Annotated in this window: 19 protein-coding genes; 14 read left to right on the top strand and 5 right to left on the bottom strand. The window is 47.6% G+C overall.

The genetic code is table 11. The features are described from left to right. Nucleotides 1-59: 59 nt before the first annotated feature. From MHI21_RS14525 to MHI21_RS14500, 6 genes are all read left to right on the top strand, one after another. Nucleotides 60-1,526 carry an efflux RND transporter periplasmic adaptor subunit gene (locus tag MHI21_RS14525; protein WP_069289769.1) on the top strand — a complete coding sequence of 489 codons (1,467 nt, stop codon included), beginning with the start codon at nt 60-62 and terminating at the stop codon, nt 1,524-1,526. 235 nt (nt 1,527-1,761) lie between these two features. Then, nucleotides 1,762-2,604: an STM4015 family protein gene (locus MHI21_RS14520; protein ID WP_341161240.1), complete on the top strand. Its 843-nt coding sequence runs from the start codon at nt 1,762-1,764 to the stop codon at nt 2,602-2,604. 64 nt (nt 2,605-2,668) lie between these two features. Next, nucleotides 2,669-4,009 (top strand): STM4014 family protein, encoded by a 1,341-nt coding sequence (locus MHI21_RS14515; RefSeq protein ID WP_342418420.1) that lies wholly within the window; start codon nt 2,669-2,671, stop codon nt 4,007-4,009. Further along, on the top strand, nt 4,002-4,784 hold the full coding sequence (locus MHI21_RS14510) for an STM4013/SEN3800 family hydrolase (RefSeq protein WP_342418419.1): 783 nt from the start codon (nt 4,002-4,004) through the stop codon (nt 4,782-4,784). Before MHI21_RS14515 ends, MHI21_RS14510 begins: the two co-directional genes overlap by 8 nt. Nucleotides 4,785-4,853: 69 nt before the next feature. Then, the gene (locus MHI21_RS14505; protein WP_342418418.1) at nt 4,854-6,272 is read left to right on the top strand and encodes an STM4012 family radical SAM protein; all 1,419 of its coding nucleotides are present in this window, start codon (nt 4,854-4,856) and stop codon (nt 6,270-6,272) included. Then, nucleotides 6,269-7,183: an STM4011 family radical SAM protein gene (locus MHI21_RS14500; RefSeq protein ID WP_250268675.1), complete on the top strand. Its 915-nt coding sequence runs from the start codon at nt 6,269-6,271 to the stop codon at nt 7,181-7,183. The genes MHI21_RS14505 and MHI21_RS14500 overlap by 4 nt, the downstream gene beginning before the upstream one ends. Before the next feature lie 145 nt (nt 7,184-7,328). Here the strand turns inward: MHI21_RS14500 and MHI21_RS14495 are convergent, their stop codons facing one another. The 4 genes from MHI21_RS14495 to MHI21_RS14480 form a co-directional block, all read right to left on the bottom strand. Beyond that, nucleotides 7,329-7,607, bottom strand: coding sequence for a YxcD family protein (locus MHI21_RS14495; RefSeq protein ID WP_013310599.1), 279 nt, complete (start codon nt 7,605-7,607; stop codon nt 7,329-7,331). A gap of 3 nt (nt 7,608-7,610) precedes the next feature. Then, a complete protein-coding gene (locus tag MHI21_RS14490; RefSeq protein ID WP_061831590.1) occupies nt 7,611-8,066 on the bottom strand; it encodes a hypothetical protein in 456 nt (151 codons plus the stop codon). Nucleotides 8,067-8,218: 152 nt separating this feature from the next. Next, entirely contained in the window at nt 8,219-8,791 is a 573-nt protein-coding gene (locus MHI21_RS14485) for a PadR family transcriptional regulator (RefSeq protein ID WP_322159886.1), read from the bottom strand. 251 nt (nt 8,792-9,042) lie between these two features. Then, a complete protein-coding gene (locus tag MHI21_RS14480) occupies nt 9,043-9,606 on the bottom strand; it encodes a carbonic anhydrase (RefSeq protein WP_061831592.1) in 564 nt (187 codons plus the stop codon). A 173-nt stretch (nt 9,607-9,779) separates the two neighbouring features. Between MHI21_RS14480 and MHI21_RS14475 the strand changes: the two genes are divergently transcribed. The 5 genes from MHI21_RS14475 (at nt 9,780) to MHI21_RS14455 (ending at nt 15,277) form a co-directional block, all read left to right on the top strand. Beyond that, a complete protein-coding gene (locus MHI21_RS14475; RefSeq protein WP_342418417.1) occupies nt 9,780-11,297 on the top strand; it encodes a carboxypeptidase M32 in 1,518 nt (505 codons plus the stop codon). Between the two features lie 127 nt (nt 11,298-11,424). After that, nucleotides 11,425-12,516: an ABC transporter substrate-binding protein gene (locus MHI21_RS14470; protein ID WP_165177094.1), complete on the top strand. Its 1,092-nt coding sequence runs from the start codon at nt 11,425-11,427 to the stop codon at nt 12,514-12,516. Next, nucleotides 12,513-13,325, top strand: coding sequence for an ABC transporter ATP-binding protein (locus MHI21_RS14465; RefSeq protein ID WP_342418416.1), 813 nt, complete (start codon nt 12,513-12,515; stop codon nt 13,323-13,325). Before MHI21_RS14470 ends, MHI21_RS14465 begins: the two co-directional genes overlap by 4 nt. Before the next feature lie 8 nt (nt 13,326-13,333). Then, nucleotides 13,334-14,167 (top strand): ABC transporter permease, encoded by an 834-nt coding sequence (locus MHI21_RS14460; protein ID WP_013310592.1) that lies wholly within the window; start codon nt 13,334-13,336, stop codon nt 14,165-14,167. Between the two features lie 153 nt (nt 14,168-14,320). Then, nucleotides 14,321-15,277, top strand: coding sequence for an aromatic acid exporter family protein (locus MHI21_RS14455; RefSeq protein ID WP_023989050.1), 957 nt, complete (start codon nt 14,321-14,323; stop codon nt 15,275-15,277). 21 nt (nt 15,278-15,298) lie between these two features. Here the strand turns inward: MHI21_RS14455 and MHI21_RS14450 are convergent, their stop codons facing one another. Then, nucleotides 15,299-16,615 carry an amino acid permease gene (locus tag MHI21_RS14450; protein ID WP_342418415.1) on the bottom strand — a complete coding sequence of 439 codons (1,317 nt, stop codon included), beginning with the start codon at nt 16,613-16,615 and terminating at the stop codon, nt 15,299-15,301. A 115-nt stretch (nt 16,616-16,730) separates the two neighbouring features. On the opposite strand from MHI21_RS14450, the gene MHI21_RS14445 reads away from it, so the two are divergent. The 3 genes from MHI21_RS14445 (at nt 16,731) to MHI21_RS14435 (ending at nt 19,678) form a co-directional block, all read left to right on the top strand. After that, a complete protein-coding gene (locus MHI21_RS14445; RefSeq protein ID WP_342418414.1) occupies nt 16,731-17,627 on the top strand; it encodes a LysR family transcriptional regulator in 897 nt (298 codons plus the stop codon). 126 nt (nt 17,628-17,753) lie between these two features. After that, nucleotides 17,754-18,311 carry an outer spore coat protein CotE gene (locus tag MHI21_RS14440; protein WP_061831597.1) on the top strand — a complete coding sequence of 186 codons (558 nt, stop codon included), beginning with the start codon at nt 17,754-17,756 and terminating at the stop codon, nt 18,309-18,311. A gap of 131 nt (nt 18,312-18,442) precedes the next feature. Continuing rightward, nucleotides 18,443-19,678 carry a hypothetical protein gene (locus MHI21_RS14435; RefSeq protein ID WP_342418413.1) on the top strand — a complete coding sequence of 412 codons (1,236 nt, stop codon included), beginning with the start codon at nt 18,443-18,445 and terminating at the stop codon, nt 19,676-19,678. The last annotated feature ends 5 nt before the right edge of the window (nt 19,679-19,683 follow it).

The raw sequence follows: 19,683 nt of genomic DNA, 5'->3' as shown, positions 1-19,683 counted from the left end.
ACAAAATATCGACTGGATGACTTACATTATTTCCACGGACAGAAAGAAAGGGAATTATCATGAAAATATTGAGAGTAGAAAGTACATTAGCGGCTTTAGTGCTCGGCGGCGCAGTGCTGGCAGGCTGCTCCAGTAATAGCGGGGCGGCTCAGGACATGGTCGTTCCGGTTAAAATCAGCCAAGCACAGCAAGGCATCATCGGACAGGGAAATATTTATACAGGAACGGTAACACCTTCGGAGACGGTGAACATTGTGCCTAAAGTGGGCGGTAAAGTGGTTGAGCTGCCTGTGGATATTGGCTCCGAGGTTAAAAAGGGCCAAGTACTGTTCAAGCTTGATGATAAAGACATGCGGAATAATGTTGCGAAAGCTCGCGCCGCAGCAGCTGCGGCAGCAGCCGGAGTAAGCACCGCTCAAGCATCCCACGAATCTACGATGGTTCAAGCAAACTCGGGCTTAGTGCAGTCCAAGAGCGGCGTGATTCAATCCCAAAGCGCAATCAATCAGGCACAGGGGGCTATTAATCAAGCCACTACAGCCGTAGAACAAGCAACACATGGTGTCTCCTCGGCAGCCAATACGGTGAAACAAACGCAGCAAGCTTTGGCAGATGCACAGAAGAATGTAACACGTACACAAAGTCTATTTGATGCAGGTGCGAGCACTCAAGCACAATTAGAACAAGCCAAAACAGCAGTTGTGAATGCGGAAGCGGCTTACAATAATGCACAAAATGCGCAGGCTAATGCACAAGATCAGTTGGTAGCTGCGCAGAAGGCCTTGACTACAGCTCGCAACAGCTATGATTCAGCAAAAAATAGCTACAGTAATGCCAATAGTGGCTACAGCAATGCGCAAAACCAACTCAAAGTATCTCAAAATACTGCGGTCATCGAGTCCAGCCAACAATCTCTTAAGCAGGCTCAGCTGAATGTAAACATTGCTCAGGATGCATTGGATGACACCGTTGTTACATCACCGATTAATGGTATTGTGGGTACGAAAAATGCAGAAGTAGGCGAAATGGTATCCGCTCAATCTCCTGCGCTGGTCATTGCGAATCTGAGTACGGTCAATACATTAATCTATGTTCCAGCGGAACAGATCAACAATGTAAAAGTAGGTGACAAGGTACAGGTTCGTGTTGCAGCTTCCAACATTGTAACAACAGGTACAGTTAAAAATGTAAGCCCGTTGGATGCAAGTGGAAAAGGCTATCCTGTAAAAATCTCAGTTGCGAATCCAGACACAAAACTGAAATCCGGCATGTTGGCTGATATCAGCTTTGTCGCTGCCAATGCACAAGAAGGCATTGTGGTTCCTACTGCGGCAGTTCAAAAGGATCAAGGTAAAGAATATGTATATGTTGTAAACGGAGACCATGCGAAACGTAAGGAAGTGAAGACTGTTCAGACGGCAGGTTCACAAACACTCGTTACCAGTGGCTTGAGCAATGAGGAGAATGTGATCGTGAATAATCTGGCATTGCTGTCCGATAACTCACCGATTACAATTAGCCAATAATTTGGTTCTAGAATTACTGCTATATAATAGTAGAAGTTTATTATAGACATATGTGCAAGACAGCCTGCTTAGTGGGCTGTCTTGTTTTGATTTCATTGAGCACATTTTACATAGGATTGATGTCGATTTAGGACTATTTTTGACGAACATTGGTAGAATAGGATAGACTAAATTGGAAATAGATAGTTTTCAAGTTTTATTACATTCTCAGATAAGTGATCGGAGGAATTGTAAGATGGAAGTAAAATTGGTAGTGGATTTTGAAGCTTATGAGAGTGGCCAAACGATGGCAAAATTGCTTGAGGAACTGGCAGCCAAGCCGGAGAGCGCGGAAGTTACGGATCTGATCATTGGAGATTGGGGTGGAGCCTATGAGAGCTCACCAGATGATTTCATCCCAGTGTTAGTGAAGCTTAAAGATCATTTTCCTAAGTTACGCAAGCTGTTTATTGGTGATATGGAATATGATGAGTGTGAGGTTTCATGGATTAACCAGACGAATCTATCCCCGTTATTAGAAGCGTTTCCAGCGTTGGAGTCCTTTCATATCAAAGGAAGCCAGGACCTGAGTCTGGAACCACTTCGTCATAACAACCTTCAGGAATTAGTTATTATTTGTGGTGGCCTGCCTGTGAGCGTTCTTCAGCAAATACACAATGCAGAACTGCCTGAACTGCGCAAGCTGGAACTGTATTTGGGTGTCGATAACTATGGTTTTGACGGTAACCTGAAAGATGTTTTGCCGTTTTTGAATAGCAATCCTTTCCCCAAACTTACATACTTGGGACTGAAAGATAGTGAAATACAGGATGAAATTGCAATTGCAGCAGCTAATGCCCCTGTGATTGGACAACTGGAAGTGCTGGATCTCTCACAAGGTACGTTGTCTGATAAAGGTGCAGAAGCGCTGCTGGCTAGTGAAAGTATAAAAGGGCTGAAGCATCTGGATTTGAGCTATCATTATATGTCTAGTGAAATGATGCAACGTTGGAAAAGCTCGGGTCTATCTGTGAACGTGGAAGATCAACAAGAAGCGGATGAGGAAGATGATTGGCGTTATCCATCACTGACTGAGTAATTTGTACAAATGGACTAAAACGGACTGTTTTCAAAATTAAAATGATCTAAAGTGAGGCGGCTCTATGGTTAGAATGTCAGACTGTAATGTCAGCGAGCCGTTTATCTTGTTCGGTAATCCGGGGAATCGTCGAACTACCGGACTACAGGAGGCGCGAAGCAGATTAATGCTCCCACCCGCTCTGGAGGTCTCCTATAAGAATGTGCTGGAAGCTATTCGGCAGAAACAAGGTCTGAGCGAGCTGATGGCGCGAATAGCCGCGCGAGCTACGCATGATAGCGTGAATGGCAGTTCCTTTGTGCAAGAGAGCATTGATCAGTTACTGGAGGGGCAGATGAACAGTGGTCCGATGCTTCGTCTGGATGCACCGGGCGAAAGCTTTGAGGTAGAGCGTGAGTTGATTGCTCTGGGCGCCTCGGATGGTGAGGGAGACGATTCTCTGTTGCCATGGCCCGAATGGACACAAGGCACAAGTATATCGGCGGCAGAAGCGCGACGTCTGCAGGAGCAGCACGGTCGTATTTGGCACCCGGCACAATGGTTCCGGGGCTATTGCCGTCTGCTGGCCTGGCTGCGGGATGAAGTGGCTCTGCTCTGGCCCTCGTCATACTGGATGAACGATCCGGCGGAAGTGGCCGTGATGTTCGACAAACGGCGTTGTAGCGCCGATTTAAGCAAGGCAGATATAAGAGTCCCGCCAGTGCTTGCATCTTCAGGTGGTGCATTTCATGATGTTGTCGATCTGCACGCGGCAATAAAGGAGAGCGGGTTTCACCGCGTATTTGTGAAAATATTTTGTGGGTCTGGTGCTTCTGGTGTCATGGCCTATCAGGTACATCCCCATACACACGCGGAACTGGCGGTGACCACGATTGGAACGGAAATCATACGCGGACAGCGCGTGTATTATAATGCCGGACGACTGCGTCGTTATACGGATAAGCAGGACATTCATGCTATCCTTAACTGGCTATGCCTGGAAGGGGTACATGTAGAGCGCTGGATTCCCAAAGCGACCCTGAACGGGCGTGTTTATGATGTGCGCCAACTCGTGTGCGGATCAGAAGCTTGCCATGCGGTTTTACGTTTGAGCCACAGCCCCATTACGAATTTGCATTTGCGTAATGAGCGGCTCTCGCTGAAGGAAGCCGGATTACCACAGAATACGGTGGAATCGATCCAGCTTACGGCGAAAGCCGCTATGAGTGTTTTTCCAGCCTCCATGGTTGCTGGACTGGATGTGCTGGTTCCGGCTCATGGCGGTCGTCCCTATGTATTGGATGTTAATCCGTTCGGTGATTTGCTGTACCGGGTTGAGCATCAGGGTTGGAATCCGTATGAATGGGAAATGCAGCACCTCGCTAATAGGAGCGTGGGTACGGAAAGGAAAGACAGATATGATTGATATGAACCAAATTGTCGGCTCTCATGATATTGTCATGATTACGCTTGATACTCTGCGTTATGATGTAGCAAAGCTGGAGGAAGAGAACTGTCCGAATTTGTGCGGCTCCGGGTCGTGGGAAAAGCGTCATACACCGGGTAGCTTTACCTATGCTGCACATCATGCCTTTTTTGGCGGATTTTTGCCGACTCCAGCGAATACGGATAAGACTTCACATATCCGTCTGTTTCACACAAAGGATACGGGACTGCATACGCATCCACATACCTGGCTGTTCGATGCCCCGGATATTGTGTCCGGGCTAGAGGGTGAAGGTTATCGGACCATCTGTATCGGCGGCGTTATTTTTTTCACGAAGAAAAATAAGCTTGCCAAAGTGCTGCCAGGGTATTTCCAAGAAAGCTACTGGCGTATGAACTTTGGCGTTACCAACCCCCGTTCGACGGAGCATCAGGTGAATCATGCTCTGAAACTGTTGGGGAATACAGACCCGTCGCAGCGCTTGTTTTTGTTTCTGAATGTATCAGCGATCCATGGGCCTAATCATTATTTTGTGAAGGGCTCAGCTAAAGATTCAGTGGAGTCTCAACGAGCAGCCTTGCGGTATGTGGATGGTGAACTTGGACGTTTGTTTGATGCTTTACGAAATCGGGGCAAGACGTTTTGCATGGTTTTTTCCGATCATGGTACAGCTTATGGGGAAGACGGCTATGAAGGACATCGTCTGGCTCATGAGGTAGTCTGGAATGTGCCTTACCGCGAATTTATATTATAAAGCAAATAGAAATATAGATTGCACTAGTAAAATATCAAGAAATCAATCCAGCGCGAGGAAGGAGCAGAAATGAAAGCCATGAATCTGAATCACTCACATCCAACGGGTGAGGTAGCCCCGGAGATAGACACAAACTTAGTACCCTCTAGGTTTCAGTGGCCTGAAACTCCTGCTGAATGGGCACGCACGATCCGTGAAGCTCCCTACCGCTCCTATCTGTACTCTTACCCGCATAAAACGGCCTATCGTTCGTTTGATACACCGCTCTCATTGCAGGAGCTGTGGGAGAAGGAGGAGTTAGAAAGCTATTTTTTGTATATGCATATTCCGTTTTGCGCGGCTCGCTGTGGATTTTGTAACCTCTTCACTTTGCCGGACAAGCGTCTCGATGTACATAAGGAGTATGTGGATGCGCTAGAAAGACAAGCCAAGCAATGGGCACCCATTATGGGCCGTCGGCCTTTTTCACGTTTTGCGATTGGCGGCGGTACACCGACCTTACTGGAGGCTCCTTTGGTGGAGCGCTTGTTTGACATTGCGGAAAATATAATGGGACTGGACCCTAAACGAGCTTCTATTTCGGTGGAAACCTCTCCCGATACTGTGACTGAGGATAGGTTGGAGGTGCTCAAGCGCCGCGGGACAGATCGTGTCAGCATGGGAATTCAGAGCTTTGTGGAATCAGAAAGTGCCGCCATTTACCGACCTCAGAAGCCCAAACTTGTTAGAGAAGCACTTGAGCGGCTGGTGGAATACAACTTTCCTTTGCTGAACGTGGATCTGATCTATGGCCTGCCTGGTCAAACAGTGGAAACCTGGCTGTATTCTTTAGAGGAAGCACTGTCTTACTTGCCAGGGGAGATTTTTCTTTATCCGCTATATATTCGAGAAAATACGATTTTAAAGCCAGGCTATACCGGGCTGGAACATGATATTCGCCTTAGCTTGTATGAAGTGGCGCGCGAACGGCTCAAACGGGCAGGATATGTACAATATTCCATGCGCCGTTTTGCAAAAAATGATGGTTTATCCAGCAAAGAGCTTTTGCCCTACAGTTGTCAGGAGGAAGGTATGGCTGGTCTGGGATGTGGTGCGCGATCCTATACACGTAATGTTCACTATGCCAGCCGGTACGGTGTTAGTTCAGCAGCTACGCGTAGTATTATCGAAGATTATGTTGCTGCGGAACGTCATGATCTGGCTGACTACGGCTTTATTTTAAATGTGGATGAGAGTAAGCGACGCTTTATCTTAAAGGCGCTTCTTCATCGGGAAGGTTTGGAGCTATCGGCCTATGCAGAGCGCTTCGATGTATCCCTGTCGGACGATTTTACGGGAATGTCATTGCTGCTGGAATCCGGTATGGCTGTCGTCGAGGAGGGTAGGCTGCGACTTACAGAGGGAGGAATGGCCTATTCCGATGCGATTGGGGACTGGATGATCTCCACATCAGTACGTGAGCGCATGGAAGGATATGTAGGCGCATGAGAGCGACCTTATATTATCGTGGTTCGTTGACCTCGTGCAACTATGCCTGCCCATACTGTCCGTTCAGTAAAAACGTTGATAGTCGGGAAACGTTGAACAAGGATCGGGCCCAGTTGGAACGTTTTGCCGATTGGGTACGAGAACAGGGCGCTCTGGGGCATCGTCTCTCTATTTTTTTTAATCCGTATGGAGAAGCCTTGATTCATTCCTGGTATCGCAAGACCATGATTGAGTTTTCCCACATGGCGCATGTGGAAAAAGTGGCGGTACAGACGAATCTATCGACTAAGCTGGATTGGACGCAAGAACTGAACCCGGAGACTGCTGCGCTGTGGGCTACATATCACCCTGGAGAGACGAAAGAGCAAGTTTTTATATCGCAGGCTATGAAGCTATATGAACTTGGCATTTCCTATAGTGTCGGTACCGTCGGGTTAAGACAGGCATTTCCGGCTATTCGTTCCTTGCGATCGCAACTTCCAAGGGATGTTTATTTGTGGATCAACGCCTACAAGGATCGACCACATTATTATACAGATGTTGAGGTTGCTGAATTAACTACGATAGATCCCTATTTTCAATGGAATTTAAAGGATTATAGCAGTCAGGGGCGGGCATGTCGCGCTGGTGAAGATGTATTTTATGTCCAGGGTGACGGAAGAGTAAAACACTGCTATCAGGATCGACGGGTGCTAGGACACTTATACAGGGATGGTCTTGAGGGTCTGAGTGGCAAACGTCCGTGCCGGATGAAAGAATGCGGCTGCTATATCGGCTATATTCATATGGAGGAGCAGCCGTTTCGGGAAATGTACGGTAGTGGCTTACTCGAAAGGGTGCCGCAGGTACAGCTATCTCCGGCTCCATCATTTAGCAGACAGGCTATTCATAGAGCAAATGAATCCATATAGCAAGGAACGTCCGCGTCTAAATGTAATGCTATAGCAACCTTAATGATCTATTAGAAAACGAGCAAAAAAACCGACCCTTGCCATCAAGCAAGGGTCGGTTTTTCTGTTTTATAATAAGTTTGTGCGACGATCTTATGCGAAATAATCAAGTTTGGACAATAGCAGTAATTTCTTCATCCAGATCCAATCTGATTTGTTCGCGATAGGCACGAATATTGTATTCGGAATACAGGTATCTCAGAATTGCTTCAATCATGTTGGCTTCCACCAGATATTGACTGCGGCCCTGTACATGAACTTCTGCGGAATAACCTGTATCCTCCTCCCAGCTTAATTCTACTGTTACATCAGTGGGCTGGACACCTTTGCGTTCAGCCATATGCAAGCAAATAGCGTTGACAATCTCATCCATACTCAAAATCATAGCTTAGTAACGTCCTCCGCGGGAATCATCTGGTCTTCGACGATTTTTAATAGCACGGTAGATACCTACTCCGGCCATGATCAGGACGTAAATGGCGAGAACATTAACGGCCAGACCAAGCAAGCTACCCAATGCGCCCATGTTGCCGAACAATCCGCCGAAGAGCATACCTGCCAAACCGCCCAGCATCATACCTTTCAGGAATCCGCCGCCACCGCCAAGGAATCCACCAGTTCTGTTTGTATTCCCAGCAGTTGCTCCTGACTTGGTTCCGCTATCTGACTTATTGACGCCACTGCTGTCATTTGCCTTGCTTGGTGTAGATTGGTATGATTTAGGCCCGGATTTAAACCCGCCGCCTCGCCTTGCATCAGCTGTAGATGGTGCGATCATAGCAATGAGTAGGGTAAAAGCCATCATCAGCATCATCATATTTTTCAAAGTGAATGTTTTTTTCATGTAAATATATCCCCCTTAGTAAATTTTTTTATAGGTCAAACAACCGCTAACCAGTAATACGAATGGCATGGAAAAGGGTTTCAAAGAATTTTAATTTTTAAAAATTAAATAATAACGTCCCATAAATCCTATGCATGGATTGGTAAAAGCATTCAGCTTTGCGGCTTAAGTAAAAACGGATTAGTATCCGTACTGACATCACCGGCAAGCAGCATGCGCAGAACCAATTGGCACCATTCCAGACCTGCTTTAGCATTCAAAAGTCCTTTTTGTACTAAAATATAGTCACCAAAGTTCTTACTGCCAAAATGTAAATTCTCTGCGGGAATGTCGTTCAGAATATCCTCAAGATGCTGGATTTTCTGAATAAAATGACGTTTGCGTTCCTCCAGCATACGATTGGCACTACTTTTGTCCGTCAACCAGAGACAGAACAGTCGAAGACTTAATTCATCCCGTGTAACCGGAGCAGCTAACGCTTCCTGGGACCATTGCTGAAGCATATGGATTCCCTTGTCGGTAATGGTATACATTTTCTTATCAGGCTTGTCGGACTGCTGAATCCAACGAGAGGCTAGCAGTTCCTTGCTCTCCATACGGGCCAGTAGCGGATAGATCTGACTGTGCTTAGCCTGCCAAAAAGGCTGAATACGCAACATCAGATCATAGCCGGAGGATTCCTCTCTTGCGAGAAGCCCCAACAGACCATACGATAGTAAATTCATAGATCTTATCTCCTTCATCCATCATAGTAACGGTTGTAACAGCACTGCGGCAGGTATTCTGCTGCTTCATGAAAAGTGTACACTGAAACTGTATGGTTTGACAACTTTCAGACAGGTCGTTCACAGGTTAGCCAAAATTGGCTCCTGTCATTCTCCACGTATATGCGCTTTTTTTCATAAAAAAGGGTAGTTTAGGCTCGCACTTACGAGCTTAAACTACCCTGGTAACTTTCTACCGAAGCGTATCCTGTTTACTGTTCATTCCCGTCAACGACAAGCGTTAACGCTCCTGTATCTGGATGAATAACCATGCCGTGAACGGGGGCATTAGGGGGGAGAAGCGGGTGATTCTTAATAAGCTTCACGGTAGTTCTTACCCCTTCTTCAATGTTATCAAAACCTTTTAACCATTTATTTAGCTTAATGCCTGAATTTTCTAATGTGTTCAGCACTTCCTGAGAAATTCCGCGATCGAGCATTTCATTGACCATGTGGTCTGCATTTAATGCAGCCATACCGCATTCATAATGGCCTACGACGACGACTTCGTCTGCTCCCAGCTCATACAGGGCGACTAGCACACTGCGCATTACGCTTCCAAAGGGCTGTGAAATAATCGCACCCGCATTTTTGATGATTTTCACATCACCGTTGCGCAGGTTCATAGCTTTTGGGAGTAATTCCGTTAGCCGTGTATCCATACAGGTGATAATGACCATTTTTTTATTGGGGAACTTGCCCGTTCTATAGGCCTCGTATTCTTTGTTTTCTACGAAAACACGATTGTACTCTAAAATTTCTTTGATGTGATCCACGATTGTTCCCTCCAGATTCTAATAAAGTTTGATATGTACAGTCCAACGTTTGTTTTAGGTCTTAGGAGCTGGTCGTACATGTTGTGTGTTGATTATACTTTTTAATATAAGTATCATCAAGTATAGGTATTGTAAAGTTTTAACCATTTTAAGTTAGAGAGGTGACCTCAAATATGACGCAACAGACGTTGGATCAATTGACGGCTTTAAAGGAGCTTGCACACAAAATTAGTAGTTATGGCGAAGCAGTAGGTCTGCTGCACTGGGATTTACGGACTGGCGCTCCGCGCAAGGGCGTTGATATTCGGTCGGAGACGTTGGGTATGCTGTCCACTGAAATGTTCAAGCTGATGATCTCGGATGAAATGGGACAATTGCTGCAATTTTTTGCCGTAGAAGACAAGCTGAAGCAACTGGAGGACAATGATCGCAGATTGGTGGAGGAATGCCGTAAAAATTATGAACTGAATCGTTCGGTTCCGGCAGACCGATACCGGGATTATAGCATTCTTGCAGCACAGGCAGAGAGCAAGTGGGAGGACGCAAAGGAACATAGCGATTTTGCCGGATTTGAACCGTACTTGTCTAAAATCGTAGACATGAAGCGTGAGTTTATCGGCTACTGGGGTGTTAAGGATACAGAGTATGACACGCTTTTGGATCAATATGAGCCGGGGATGACGGTTGAAAAGCTGGATGCTGTGTTTGATCGTCTCAAGAAGCGCCTTGTGCCCCTATTGTCTAAAATTCAGGCTTCATCGAACCAGCCGGATAAGAGCTTTTTAGATGGTGTGTTTGATGTGAAGCAGCAGGAGAAGTTCAGCCTATTCATTTTAGGACAGATGGGGTATGACTTTGACGCAGGTCGTTTGGATGAGAGTGTACATCCTTTCGCAACAGGATTAAATCCAGGTGATGTGCGTATAACAACTCATTATCTGCAAGATGATGTAACCAGTGCTATTTTCAGTTCGTTGCATGAAGGAGGTCATGCGCTGTACGAACAAAATATTGCTCCAGAGCTGGCAGGATCACTACTGTCTGGAGGAACCTCTATGGGGATTCATGAATCCCAGTCCCGCTTGTGGGAGAATAAAATCGGACGCAGTCGTGCTTTCTGGGATCGGTATTACGATGATTTGCAAAAGCATTTTCCTGATCGTTTGGCAAAGGTTACGGCAGAGCAATTCTACCGGGCAGTCAACCGTGTGGAAAATTCACTGATTCGTATTGAAGCGGATGAGCTAACATATAATTTACATATCATTATCCGTTATGAAATTGAAAAAATGCTGTTTAATGAAAAGCTGGATGTGAAGCGTCTCCCCGAGGTGTGGAATGCGAAATATAAGGAATACTTGGGACTTGTTCCACCGAATGACGGACTGGGCGTACTTCAAGACGTTCACTGGTCCGGCGGTGATTTTGGTTATTTTGCTTCCTACTCGCTTGGCAATATGTATGCAGCGCAAATTTTGGCGACATTACGTAAAGAGTTGCCAAATCTAGATGAATTAATTGCTGCTGGAGAGCTTGAGCCGATCAAGCAATGGCTGACCGAACGTATTTACCGTTACGGCAAGAGTCGGACGCCGTCCGAGTTGATTGTAGTCATTACAGGTGAGGATCTGAACCCGGATTATCTCGCCGACTATCTGGAAGAGAAATATACCTCCATATACAAGCTGTGAATCATATAGCATCTACCCCGCGTTCCCGGGCGAACGTGGGTTTTTTTTTTGCAATTAACCAATATATCGACAACGGCATAACAATATATGAAGTCAACCGATGTAAAAAGGTGGGGAGGGAATAAGGATGAAAAACGGCGCTCGTTTCAAAGCTGTGGTGGCTGCGGCACTACTCGGATTACTGTTGCTCAGTGGGTGCACCCCCAAAGGAGGGGAGCAGACGATTGAGATCAGACTAGGCGAGGTAGCCCGTACGGTCTTTTATGCGCCGCAGTATGTAGCCTTGAGCCAGGGGATGTTTGCTCAGGAGGGACTGGATGTCCAGCTGGCAACGATTCCCGGGGGTGACAAGGCGATGACGGCGTTGTTGTCCAATCAGGCGGATATCGCGCTGATCGGCGCGGAAACATCTATTTATGTGTATCAGCAAGGAGCAGAGGACCCTATCATTAATTTTGCCCAACTGACACAGAAGGATGGAACCTTTTTGTTTGCCCGTCAAACGCAGGATAGCTTTGAATGGGAAAAGCTGAAAGGGCAAAATTTTTTAGGCCAACGCAAGGGCGGAATGCCGCAAATGTCACTTGAATTTACGCTTCGCAAACACAGCATTGATCCTCACAAGGATCTGAAGCTGATTCAAAATATTGATTTTGCTAATGTTGCCTCTGCTTTCGGCTCCGGTACAGGGGATTATGTGCAGCTGTTTGAGCCGCAGGCATCTATTTTTGAAAAGGAAGGTCGTGGGCGGGTTGTTGCCTCTATCGGTGTGGAGAGCGGCGAGTTGCCGTATACGGTATATATGGCTAAGCAAAGCTACCTGAACACAAATAGCGAGGCTGCACAGAAATTTACAAATGCTGTATATCGGGCACAACAGTGGATTGCTACGCATTCACCTGAACAGATTGCCGAAGCAATCACGTCCTATTTTAAAGATACAGATTTAGCTGTTTTAACGAGTAGTATCAAGCGATATAAGGAACAGAGTACCTATGCTTTGAACCCGATGATTGAGGAAAAGGAATGGAAGAACTTACAGGATGTCATGACCTCGGCAGGGGAGCTTAAAAGTCCGGTTGCACTAGATAAGTTAGTGAACCCAAGCTTTGCACAACAAGCGATTTCGTCAAGCTCTACCGGGAATACTGAACCGCCTGTGAAAAAGAGCACAACTGAATCTACGGATGCAGGTGTCGGGGCTGGAGGTTCGTCATGATGGAGGAACGGAGTAGCCTAACTTTGGACGCGACCATCCCGATGGTGAGACTGAAGCAAGTAACGCATGTCTATGTAACGGATCGTGAAGCTTCGCTGGCGGTTGAGAATATTGATTTTTCCGTAGAGACAGGGGAGTTTGTCAGCTTGGTTGGTCCAAGCGGCTGCGGCAAAACGACGATCCTGTCCATGATCGCGGGGCTACTGCGTCCAGCGGCAGGCCAAGTTATGTTGCAAGGTCAGCCGGTAAGTGGTCCGAGTCCAGAGGTCGGTTACATGTTGCAGCAGGATTATCTGTTCCCGTGGCGGACGATAATGGATAACGCATTGTTGGGTCTGGAACTAGGCAACAGAGTAGATGAAGCTGCGCGTGAGCGGACACGGCTGTTACTGGAAGGCATGGGTCTGGGAGGGAAGGAGCATCTGCATCCATCCCAGTTGTCTGGGGGAATGCGCCAGCGCGTGGCGCTGGTACGGACGCTGGCGACCAATCCGGGACTGCTGCTGCTGGATGAGCCGTTCTCCGCGCTGGATTATCAAACCAAGCTACAGCTGGAAGATCTGATTGCGGAAACCTTGCGCGAGCGGAGGAAGACGGCTATTTTAGTCACACATGATTTGGCCGAGGCCATTGCGGTCAGTGACCGGATTATAGTGATGGGTCGAAATCCGGGTCATATCCGACGTACCTTCGAGATTCCGGATTGCATCCGAAAAGCTCAGCCTTTTTATGCACGCGAGCAGCCGTGTTTTAATGAGCTTTTTCATGAAATATGGGGTGAACTGGAGGCTTCGGGAGCAAAGGAGTGAGTTAACGTATGAAGGACGAAGCGGATCAGCTTGAGCAACGTTGGATTCAAGGACTACATCAGGCGTATTTACGCAGCAGGCGTTCGCAACGATGGTTAGTGACAGGTGTGCAGACAGCTATTTTACTGCTTTTGTTTGTGCTATGGGAAATTGCAGGCCGTTTGAAGTGGATTGATGTACTGCTGTTCAGCTATCCGAGCAAAATTTTCACCCAGATCGGCAAGGATGCGGTCAGTGGTGAATTATGGGGACATGTAGGTGTCACCGTGGGAGAGACGATGGCGGGGTTTTTACTCGGTACACTGTTAGGTACGTTGCTGGCTGTACTTATTTGGTGGTCACCGTTTTTGTCGAGGGTCCTTGATCCCTATATGGTCGTGTTCAACAGTATGCCTAAGGTGGCGCTAGGTCCAATTTTTATCGTCATGTTTGGGGCGGGATTTACTGCTATCCTAATGACAACCCTCTCCATTACGGTCATCATTACGACACTAGTCGTATACAACAGCTTTCAGGAAGTCGATTCGAATCTGATCAAAGTGGTTCGCACGTTTGGCGGATCACGCCGTGATACGTTTCAAAAGGTGATTTTACCTGCATCCTTTCCTGCAATCGTCTCTACGCTGAAAGTGAATGTCGGTATGGCATGGGTTGGTGTGATTGTTGGTGAATTTCTGGTGGCTAAAAACGGCTTAGGCTATTTGATTATCTATGGTTTTCAGGTGTTCAATTTCACGCTGGTTATGTCCAGTCTGTTGATCATTGCTGTCGTAGCTACACTGATGTATCAGGCGGTCGTGTATGTGGAGCATCGTCTGCTTTCTGGTCGTCCTCATCGCTAATAATAAAATTTCTGAACATTTGTGTAAAACGTGAAAATAAAGTACCATGAAAAATGAAAATACTTAAAATTTATGAAAATGAGCATTATGCATAAATTTCGAATTATGCAAAATGCTGAAACAGATTTCATCTAGAGAGGACAGAATTTTTTCATGGGCTTTCGTACGATTAAAACGGCTATTGCCGCATTAATGGCCGTACTTATTGCGGAGGGTTTTGGCATTCATGGAGCCACCTCAGCAGGGCTTTTAGCGATTTTGGGGGTGGATGTCACACGCAAGAGAAGTCTCCGTACCATTTCGGCGAGATTTTTTGCATCCGTCGTGGGGCTTCTTTTTGCTTGTGTTTTGTTTGTGGTATTCGGATTCCATGATTGGGTACTGGCATTATATATTTTAACGGCGTTTCCAGTCATTGTACGGGTGGGCTTTAAAGAAGGGATCGTCACCGGTTCGGTCGTAGTTTTTCGCGTATTCAGCGGCGGCGTGATTGATATGGAGGTACTGCTGACCCAGCTAGCTCTGCTAGTGATTGGACTGGGTTCCGCGATGATTGTCAATTTAGCCTATATGCCGGGTTCTGATAATACAATGCAACAAATTCGGCAGGAGGTGGATCGGACATTTTCTGTTATATTCAGAAATATGGCCAATACGCTGCGTAGTCCAGCATACATATGGGATGGCAAGGAAGTTATTGAAGCGAACAGCGTGATAGCCAAAGGGGTTACTGAGGCGGGGCGTTCCTTGGAAAATCAGATGCTTCGTCCCCAAGAGGGCTGGAATGTGTATTTTTATATGCGAAAAGAACAGCTGGATTCGATCCAAAACATGATGCAGTTGATCGCACAAATGTATCAGCATATGCCGCAGGCCAAGCTTCTGGCCGAGCTGTTCGACCAGCTTAGCAATGACGTTTTGGCTGGACATTATACAGGACAGACCGAGAAGCTGCTGGAGCAGGTTCGTGAAGAATTTAAAGCAATGGAGCTTCCCGCAACCCGGGAGGAATTTGAGATTCGTTCGGCATTATTGCAGCTTACACATGAGCTTCATCAGTATTTGAAAATTGCGAAAAAGGACAAGGCCCCTACTCCAGTGAAAAATTAGAGTAAAGGCCTTGAGAGGCTACTATCCATGACGGACAGTAGCTTTTTCTTGTTCAGTAATGGTAGAAGCCGATTGACTCAAAGTCCGTTTGTGCCGAATTCGGTCTGTGATCCATAAGACAGCGGTGATCAGGCAAGGGTACAGCATAGCCCATCCGACAAAGGGGAAAACGATCGCCGTAGAGATGAACGATATCCAACTAATGGAAACGCCCCAGCGACTACCACGCAGAAGCTTAATTCCTGCTGCACAACCTCCTAGATAGGTCAGAATAAAGGTGGCGTTCGGGAACTGGATCAGGTTAGTGAGTGAAACAGCGCCACTACCGTACAAAACCATAATGATCACGAAGCAGACGCTAAGAAAAGCAATGCCTCCGATAGGGGTATGGAAACGTTGGGATAACCTGCCCATCCAGCGAAAGGCCTGTCCTTGCCGGGATAAAGCATAAGCGACACGTGAAGCGGCACCAACATAAGCAATAATAGTAGCGGTACAAATAAAGATACCCGTCAAGCCTGCAATTATCGCGCCCCATGGCCCGATAGCTCGACTAATCACCCATACGAGCGAAGCATCCGAATCCCCTGCAAGGTAACTTTGTGTGCCCACAGTAGCCAGCGCAGTTAAGAAATAAAGTAAACCGACAATGACGGCTGCAATGGTCACACCTCTAACGGCCGCCCGCTGGGGATTGGTGAATTCCTCTGACATATGGGACACGGCCTCCCAACCGATAAAGCACCAAAACAAAATCGCGGCCGCTTGACCGATAGAGAGCCAGCCATGTGGAACAAACGGGGTGAAGTGGACTGTTTTCATCTGAGGAAGTGCTGCGGCAATGGCGAATATAAGGACGGCAACGATAGCTATGACGACTGCGATCTGAATACGTCCCGCGACCTTCATGCCGATCCAGTTGATGATCAGGCCCACCGCCAGCATAGCAACGGCTAACATTATGCGACTTTCCTCTCCCCAGCCCATGGCTGCGGTCATATAGCCGGCTCCGGTGAGTGCGGCAACAGGTGCCCCAATCGGAACCGACATGAGAAAAAACCACCCGATATAAGCACCGGCACGTGGGGAAAAGGCCAACGTGACAAAGTGCGATACCCCTCCCGCATTCGGAAATTTGGCAGATAGAAGCCCCATGGAAAGTGCCATTGGCAGGATGAGCAGGGTCATAAAACCCCATGCCAGCAGCGATGCCGGCCCCGCCATTTGGGCAGCAAGACCAGGCACAATCAATATCCCCGAACCCAGTACAGCTCCGATATAGAGTGCAATGGCCTGAGGAAGACCAATGGTGGATTGAAGTTTATTTTCATTTGTCATGCAGAAAAGCCTTCTTTCGCTTGTTATTTCCTCCAGCTTATCAGATAATCAATCTATCGGAAAAACGGAATATAACGATTGCTTGCATCGGAAAAACCGATTGAAGGAGCGGATTATGGAATCGCGGCATTTGTTTACCTTTTTAAATGTAGTTGAGGCAGGCAGTTTTACGCGAGCAGCGCGTATACTGGATTATGCACAGTCGAGTATCACTGCTCAAATTCAAGCGCTAGAGACGGAGTTGGGTACGCCGCTTTTTGATCGCATTGGCAAAAAAATCATGCTGACGGATGCCGGACGACGTCTGCTGCCCTATGCGCAGGAAATTTCCAAGATGCATGCTATGGCTAAGGATGCGCTTCGTTCAGAAACGGAATTGGCAGGCACGCTGAAAATAGGAGCACCAGAATCTCTGGCCGCTTTTCGTCTACCAAGCCTGATCCGTGAGTACAGAGAACAGTATCCGAAGGTTAAAATTGTCCTTAAACCCGGTGAATGCTGGGAATTACGCGATTTGATTCGTTCCGGTGAGCTGGATTTGGCTTTTTTGCTACAGCCTGAGACGGAGGATAGAGAACTGAATGTCACCACGCTTATTCATGAGCCGATGGCCTTGGTTGCTCCACTTAAGCATTCGCTGGTTACCTATACCCGGGTAGAGCCTGCCGACTTGAAGGATGAAACCATTTTGCATACGGAGGCAGGATGTACGTACCGTATCCTTTTTGAGCAGTATTTGAATAAACACGGAATTTTTTCAGACCCTAGCCTGGAATTTTGGAGTATTGAAGCCATCAAGCAGTGTGTCATGGCTGGATTGGGTATAGCGCTGCTTCCGCTGGTAACGGTACAAAATGAGCTGCGAGAAGGTAAAATGGCGCGTTTAGCCTGGGATGACAGTGAACAGCAGGTGGCTACTCAGGTCGCTTATCACACGAAAAAGTGGAAATCTCCGGCTCTTAGTGAATTTTTACAGATCGTTGATCAGCATGTAACACATTGGCGTGCATGAGTTCAAGCCATCGCGGCATATGCTTATACAAATAATATTTTTTCCTTTTCGCCTATTCACTCAACATTCGCCCACAACCTGCATACATATGTATGGAATGATTGATTGTATGGAGGAGGTTCAAGAATGGCATTAAGTCATAAAAATCGTAGAGAGATTATTACCAAAGCGATCTGTGGTAAAGGTCGCAGATTCTCTACCGTAACCCATACCGTAACTCCGCCGAATAATCCAACGAGCATTTTAGGGGCATGGATTATTAACCACCAGTATGAAGCTGTGGCGGCGGGGGACGGCATTGAGGTCGTCGGGACGTATGATATCAATATTTGGTACTCATACGATAAAAACTCGCAGACCGATGTGGCCAAGGAAACGGTGTCGTACGTAGAAAATGTGCCGCTCTCGTATCTTGATCCGAAGCACCGGGCGTCTACAGTGGAAGTATCCGCCGAAGCTACACAGGAGCCGAGTTGTGTCGAGGCCAGTGTGTCTTCTGGAGGTGGCAGCGTAATGATCCGGGTCGAGCGGGAATTTGCGGTGGAGCTGGTGGCGGAAACGAAGATTGTTGTAGAAGTATTCCCGAATGGTAGCAGCGATGATTTTGAAAAAGACTTTGATTTTGGAGCGGAAGAGGGGGACTATGAGGAGCTCGACCCCGACCTCATTGACGACGAGCTCTGACAGAAGTAACCAAAAAGAGGGCCGCTTTACTCTTTGCGCCGGCTGATTCTGCGCAGGGGGCAAAGGCCCTCCTTTTTTATTGTTTGGGTTGAAATTGGGGTGAAATCCGTACGTAGTCCGTAGGGGGGAATATGATGCAGCAGCCGGGACAGGCGCTCATACGCTTCAGACAGATGCCAAATGATGAAAAAAAGCGTAGACTGGAGCGTTCAGGCATAGCAGTGCAGTGGATGGATAGCAGCCTTGCAGATTTTGCGATAGGCTACGCGGTGCAAATCCATCAACTGCGAGTGCTGGAAATTCGTAGACGTGCCATCGAGGGATCTTCCAAAGTCCGCGCATACGATCTTTCTGAGCTGGATCAACATTCACCGCTCTATGTCCGGATGGAGCGGCTGGCTGTACGTGCGTTGTACACACTGGGTTTGGACAGTGGTGAGGTGGTACTGACGCCGCTGGGGGAGCGCAGCTGTCAGGTGCGCGAAGTCTCGGCACAGCCATGGCTGAACGATAGACGTTTGGCCACGTTATATGAAATTGCTGCGCGTGAAGGGGATATTGAGGGTGAGAATCTTTCAGTGGAACGAGGGAGAGATCGACTACTCATTGGAATGGACCCCGAATTTGTGCTGGTTCGTATGCCAGAGGGACGGGTCGTTCCGGCCTCAAGATATTTGGGCCGTCTCGGCATAGCCGGCTGTGATGCAGTTACCCGCCGGGGACGAACGCTGTATCCAGTCGCTGAGCTTCGTCCTGCGCCGAGCGAAGATCCGGCCCGCCTACTGAAGCATCTGCGTCAAGCTTTTGCAACAGCTGCCCGGCGCATTGCTGACCGCACACTCATCTGGCAGGCGGGGGGGATGCCGCAACCGGGTTTTCCGCTGGGCGGACATCTGCATTTCAGCGGGGTTTCGCTAAACGGTGCCTTGCTCCGGGCACTGGATAACTATTTGGCACTGCCTTTGGCGCTACTGGAAGACAAGCGTGCGGTCCGGCGCAGACCGCATTATGGCAATTTGGGTGATTTTCGCCGTCAGTCGTATGGAGGCTTTGAATATCGTACACTGCCCAGTTTTCTTATTTCGCCACAGCTGGCGAAAGGTGTGATTGGAATGGCGTTTCTCATTGCTTCTCAATATCCGCGTTTGCAACGTAGGCCGCTGGGTCAGGAGGAGGCTCACAGAGCCTTTTATGAAGGAAATCAATCTGTGCTTAAGGAGTATATGGAACCTCTTATTTTGGATATGGTTTCACTGGAAATATACTCGCAATATGAAGCTTATGTAGCGCCATTGCTGGACAGCCTCCGCAAGGGGAAACAGTGGGATGAATCACGGGATTTGCGCCCATATTGGAAGCTTACGTAAAATCA

Origin of the sequence: Paenibacillus sp. FSL H8-0168 (genome assembly GCF_038592955.1) — a bacterium.
In the GTDB taxonomy this organism is placed as follows: Bacteria; Bacillota; Bacilli; order Paenibacillales; family Paenibacillaceae; genus Paenibacillus; species Paenibacillus polymyxa_B.
The sequence above is the reverse complement of the archived record's forward strand: the minus strand, read 5'-3'. Positions and strand labels throughout refer to the sequence as shown.

Bases quoted from the DNA above. Each gene is read 5' to 3' on its own strand.
- MHI21_RS14525 (WP_069289769.1), top strand. From the start codon at position 60: ATGAAAATATTGAGAGTAGAAAGTACATTAGCGGCTTTAGTGCTCGGC.
- MHI21_RS14520 (WP_341161240.1), top strand. From the start codon at position 1,762: ATGGAAGTAAAATTGGTAGTGGATTTTGAAGCTTATGAGAGTGGCCAA.
- MHI21_RS14515 (WP_342418420.1), top strand. From the start codon at position 2,669: ATGGTTAGAATGTCAGACTGTAATGTCAGCGAGCCGTTTATCTTGTTC.
- MHI21_RS14510 (WP_342418419.1), top strand. From the start codon at position 4,002: ATGATTGATATGAACCAAATTGTCGGCTCTCATGATATTGTCATGATT.
- MHI21_RS14505 (WP_342418418.1), top strand. From the start codon at position 4,854: ATGAAAGCCATGAATCTGAATCACTCACATCCAACGGGTGAGGTAGCC.
- MHI21_RS14500 (WP_250268675.1), top strand. From the start codon at position 6,269: ATGAGAGCGACCTTATATTATCGTGGTTCGTTGACCTCGTGCAACTAT.
- MHI21_RS14495 (WP_013310599.1), bottom strand. From the start codon at position 7,607: ATGATTTTGAGTATGGATGAGATTGTCAACGCTATTTGCTTGCATATG.
- MHI21_RS14490 (WP_061831590.1), bottom strand. From the start codon at position 8,066: ATGAAAAAAACATTCACTTTGAAAAATATGATGATGCTGATGATGGCT.
- MHI21_RS14485 (WP_322159886.1), bottom strand. From the start codon at position 8,791: ATGAATTTACTATCGTATGGTCTGTTGGGGCTTCTCGCAAGAGAGGAA.
- MHI21_RS14475 (WP_342418417.1), top strand. From the start codon at position 9,780: ATGACGCAACAGACGTTGGATCAATTGACGGCTTTAAAGGAGCTTGCA.
- MHI21_RS14470 (WP_165177094.1), top strand. From the start codon at position 11,425: ATGAAAAACGGCGCTCGTTTCAAAGCTGTGGTGGCTGCGGCACTACTC.
- MHI21_RS14465 (WP_342418416.1), top strand. From the start codon at position 12,513: ATGATGGAGGAACGGAGTAGCCTAACTTTGGACGCGACCATCCCGATG.
- MHI21_RS14460 (WP_013310592.1), top strand. From the start codon at position 13,334: ATGAAGGACGAAGCGGATCAGCTTGAGCAACGTTGGATTCAAGGACTA.
- MHI21_RS14455 (WP_023989050.1), top strand. From the start codon at position 14,321: ATGGGCTTTCGTACGATTAAAACGGCTATTGCCGCATTAATGGCCGTA.
- MHI21_RS14450 (WP_342418415.1), bottom strand. From the start codon at position 16,615: ATGACAAATGAAAATAAACTTCAATCCACCATTGGTCTTCCTCAGGCC.
- MHI21_RS14445 (WP_342418414.1), top strand. From the start codon at position 16,731: ATGGAATCGCGGCATTTGTTTACCTTTTTAAATGTAGTTGAGGCAGGC.
- MHI21_RS14440 (WP_061831597.1), top strand. From the start codon at position 17,754: ATGGCATTAAGTCATAAAAATCGTAGAGAGATTATTACCAAAGCGATC.
- MHI21_RS14435 (WP_342418413.1), top strand. From the start codon at position 18,443: ATGATGCAGCAGCCGGGACAGGCGCTCATACGCTTCAGACAGATGCCA.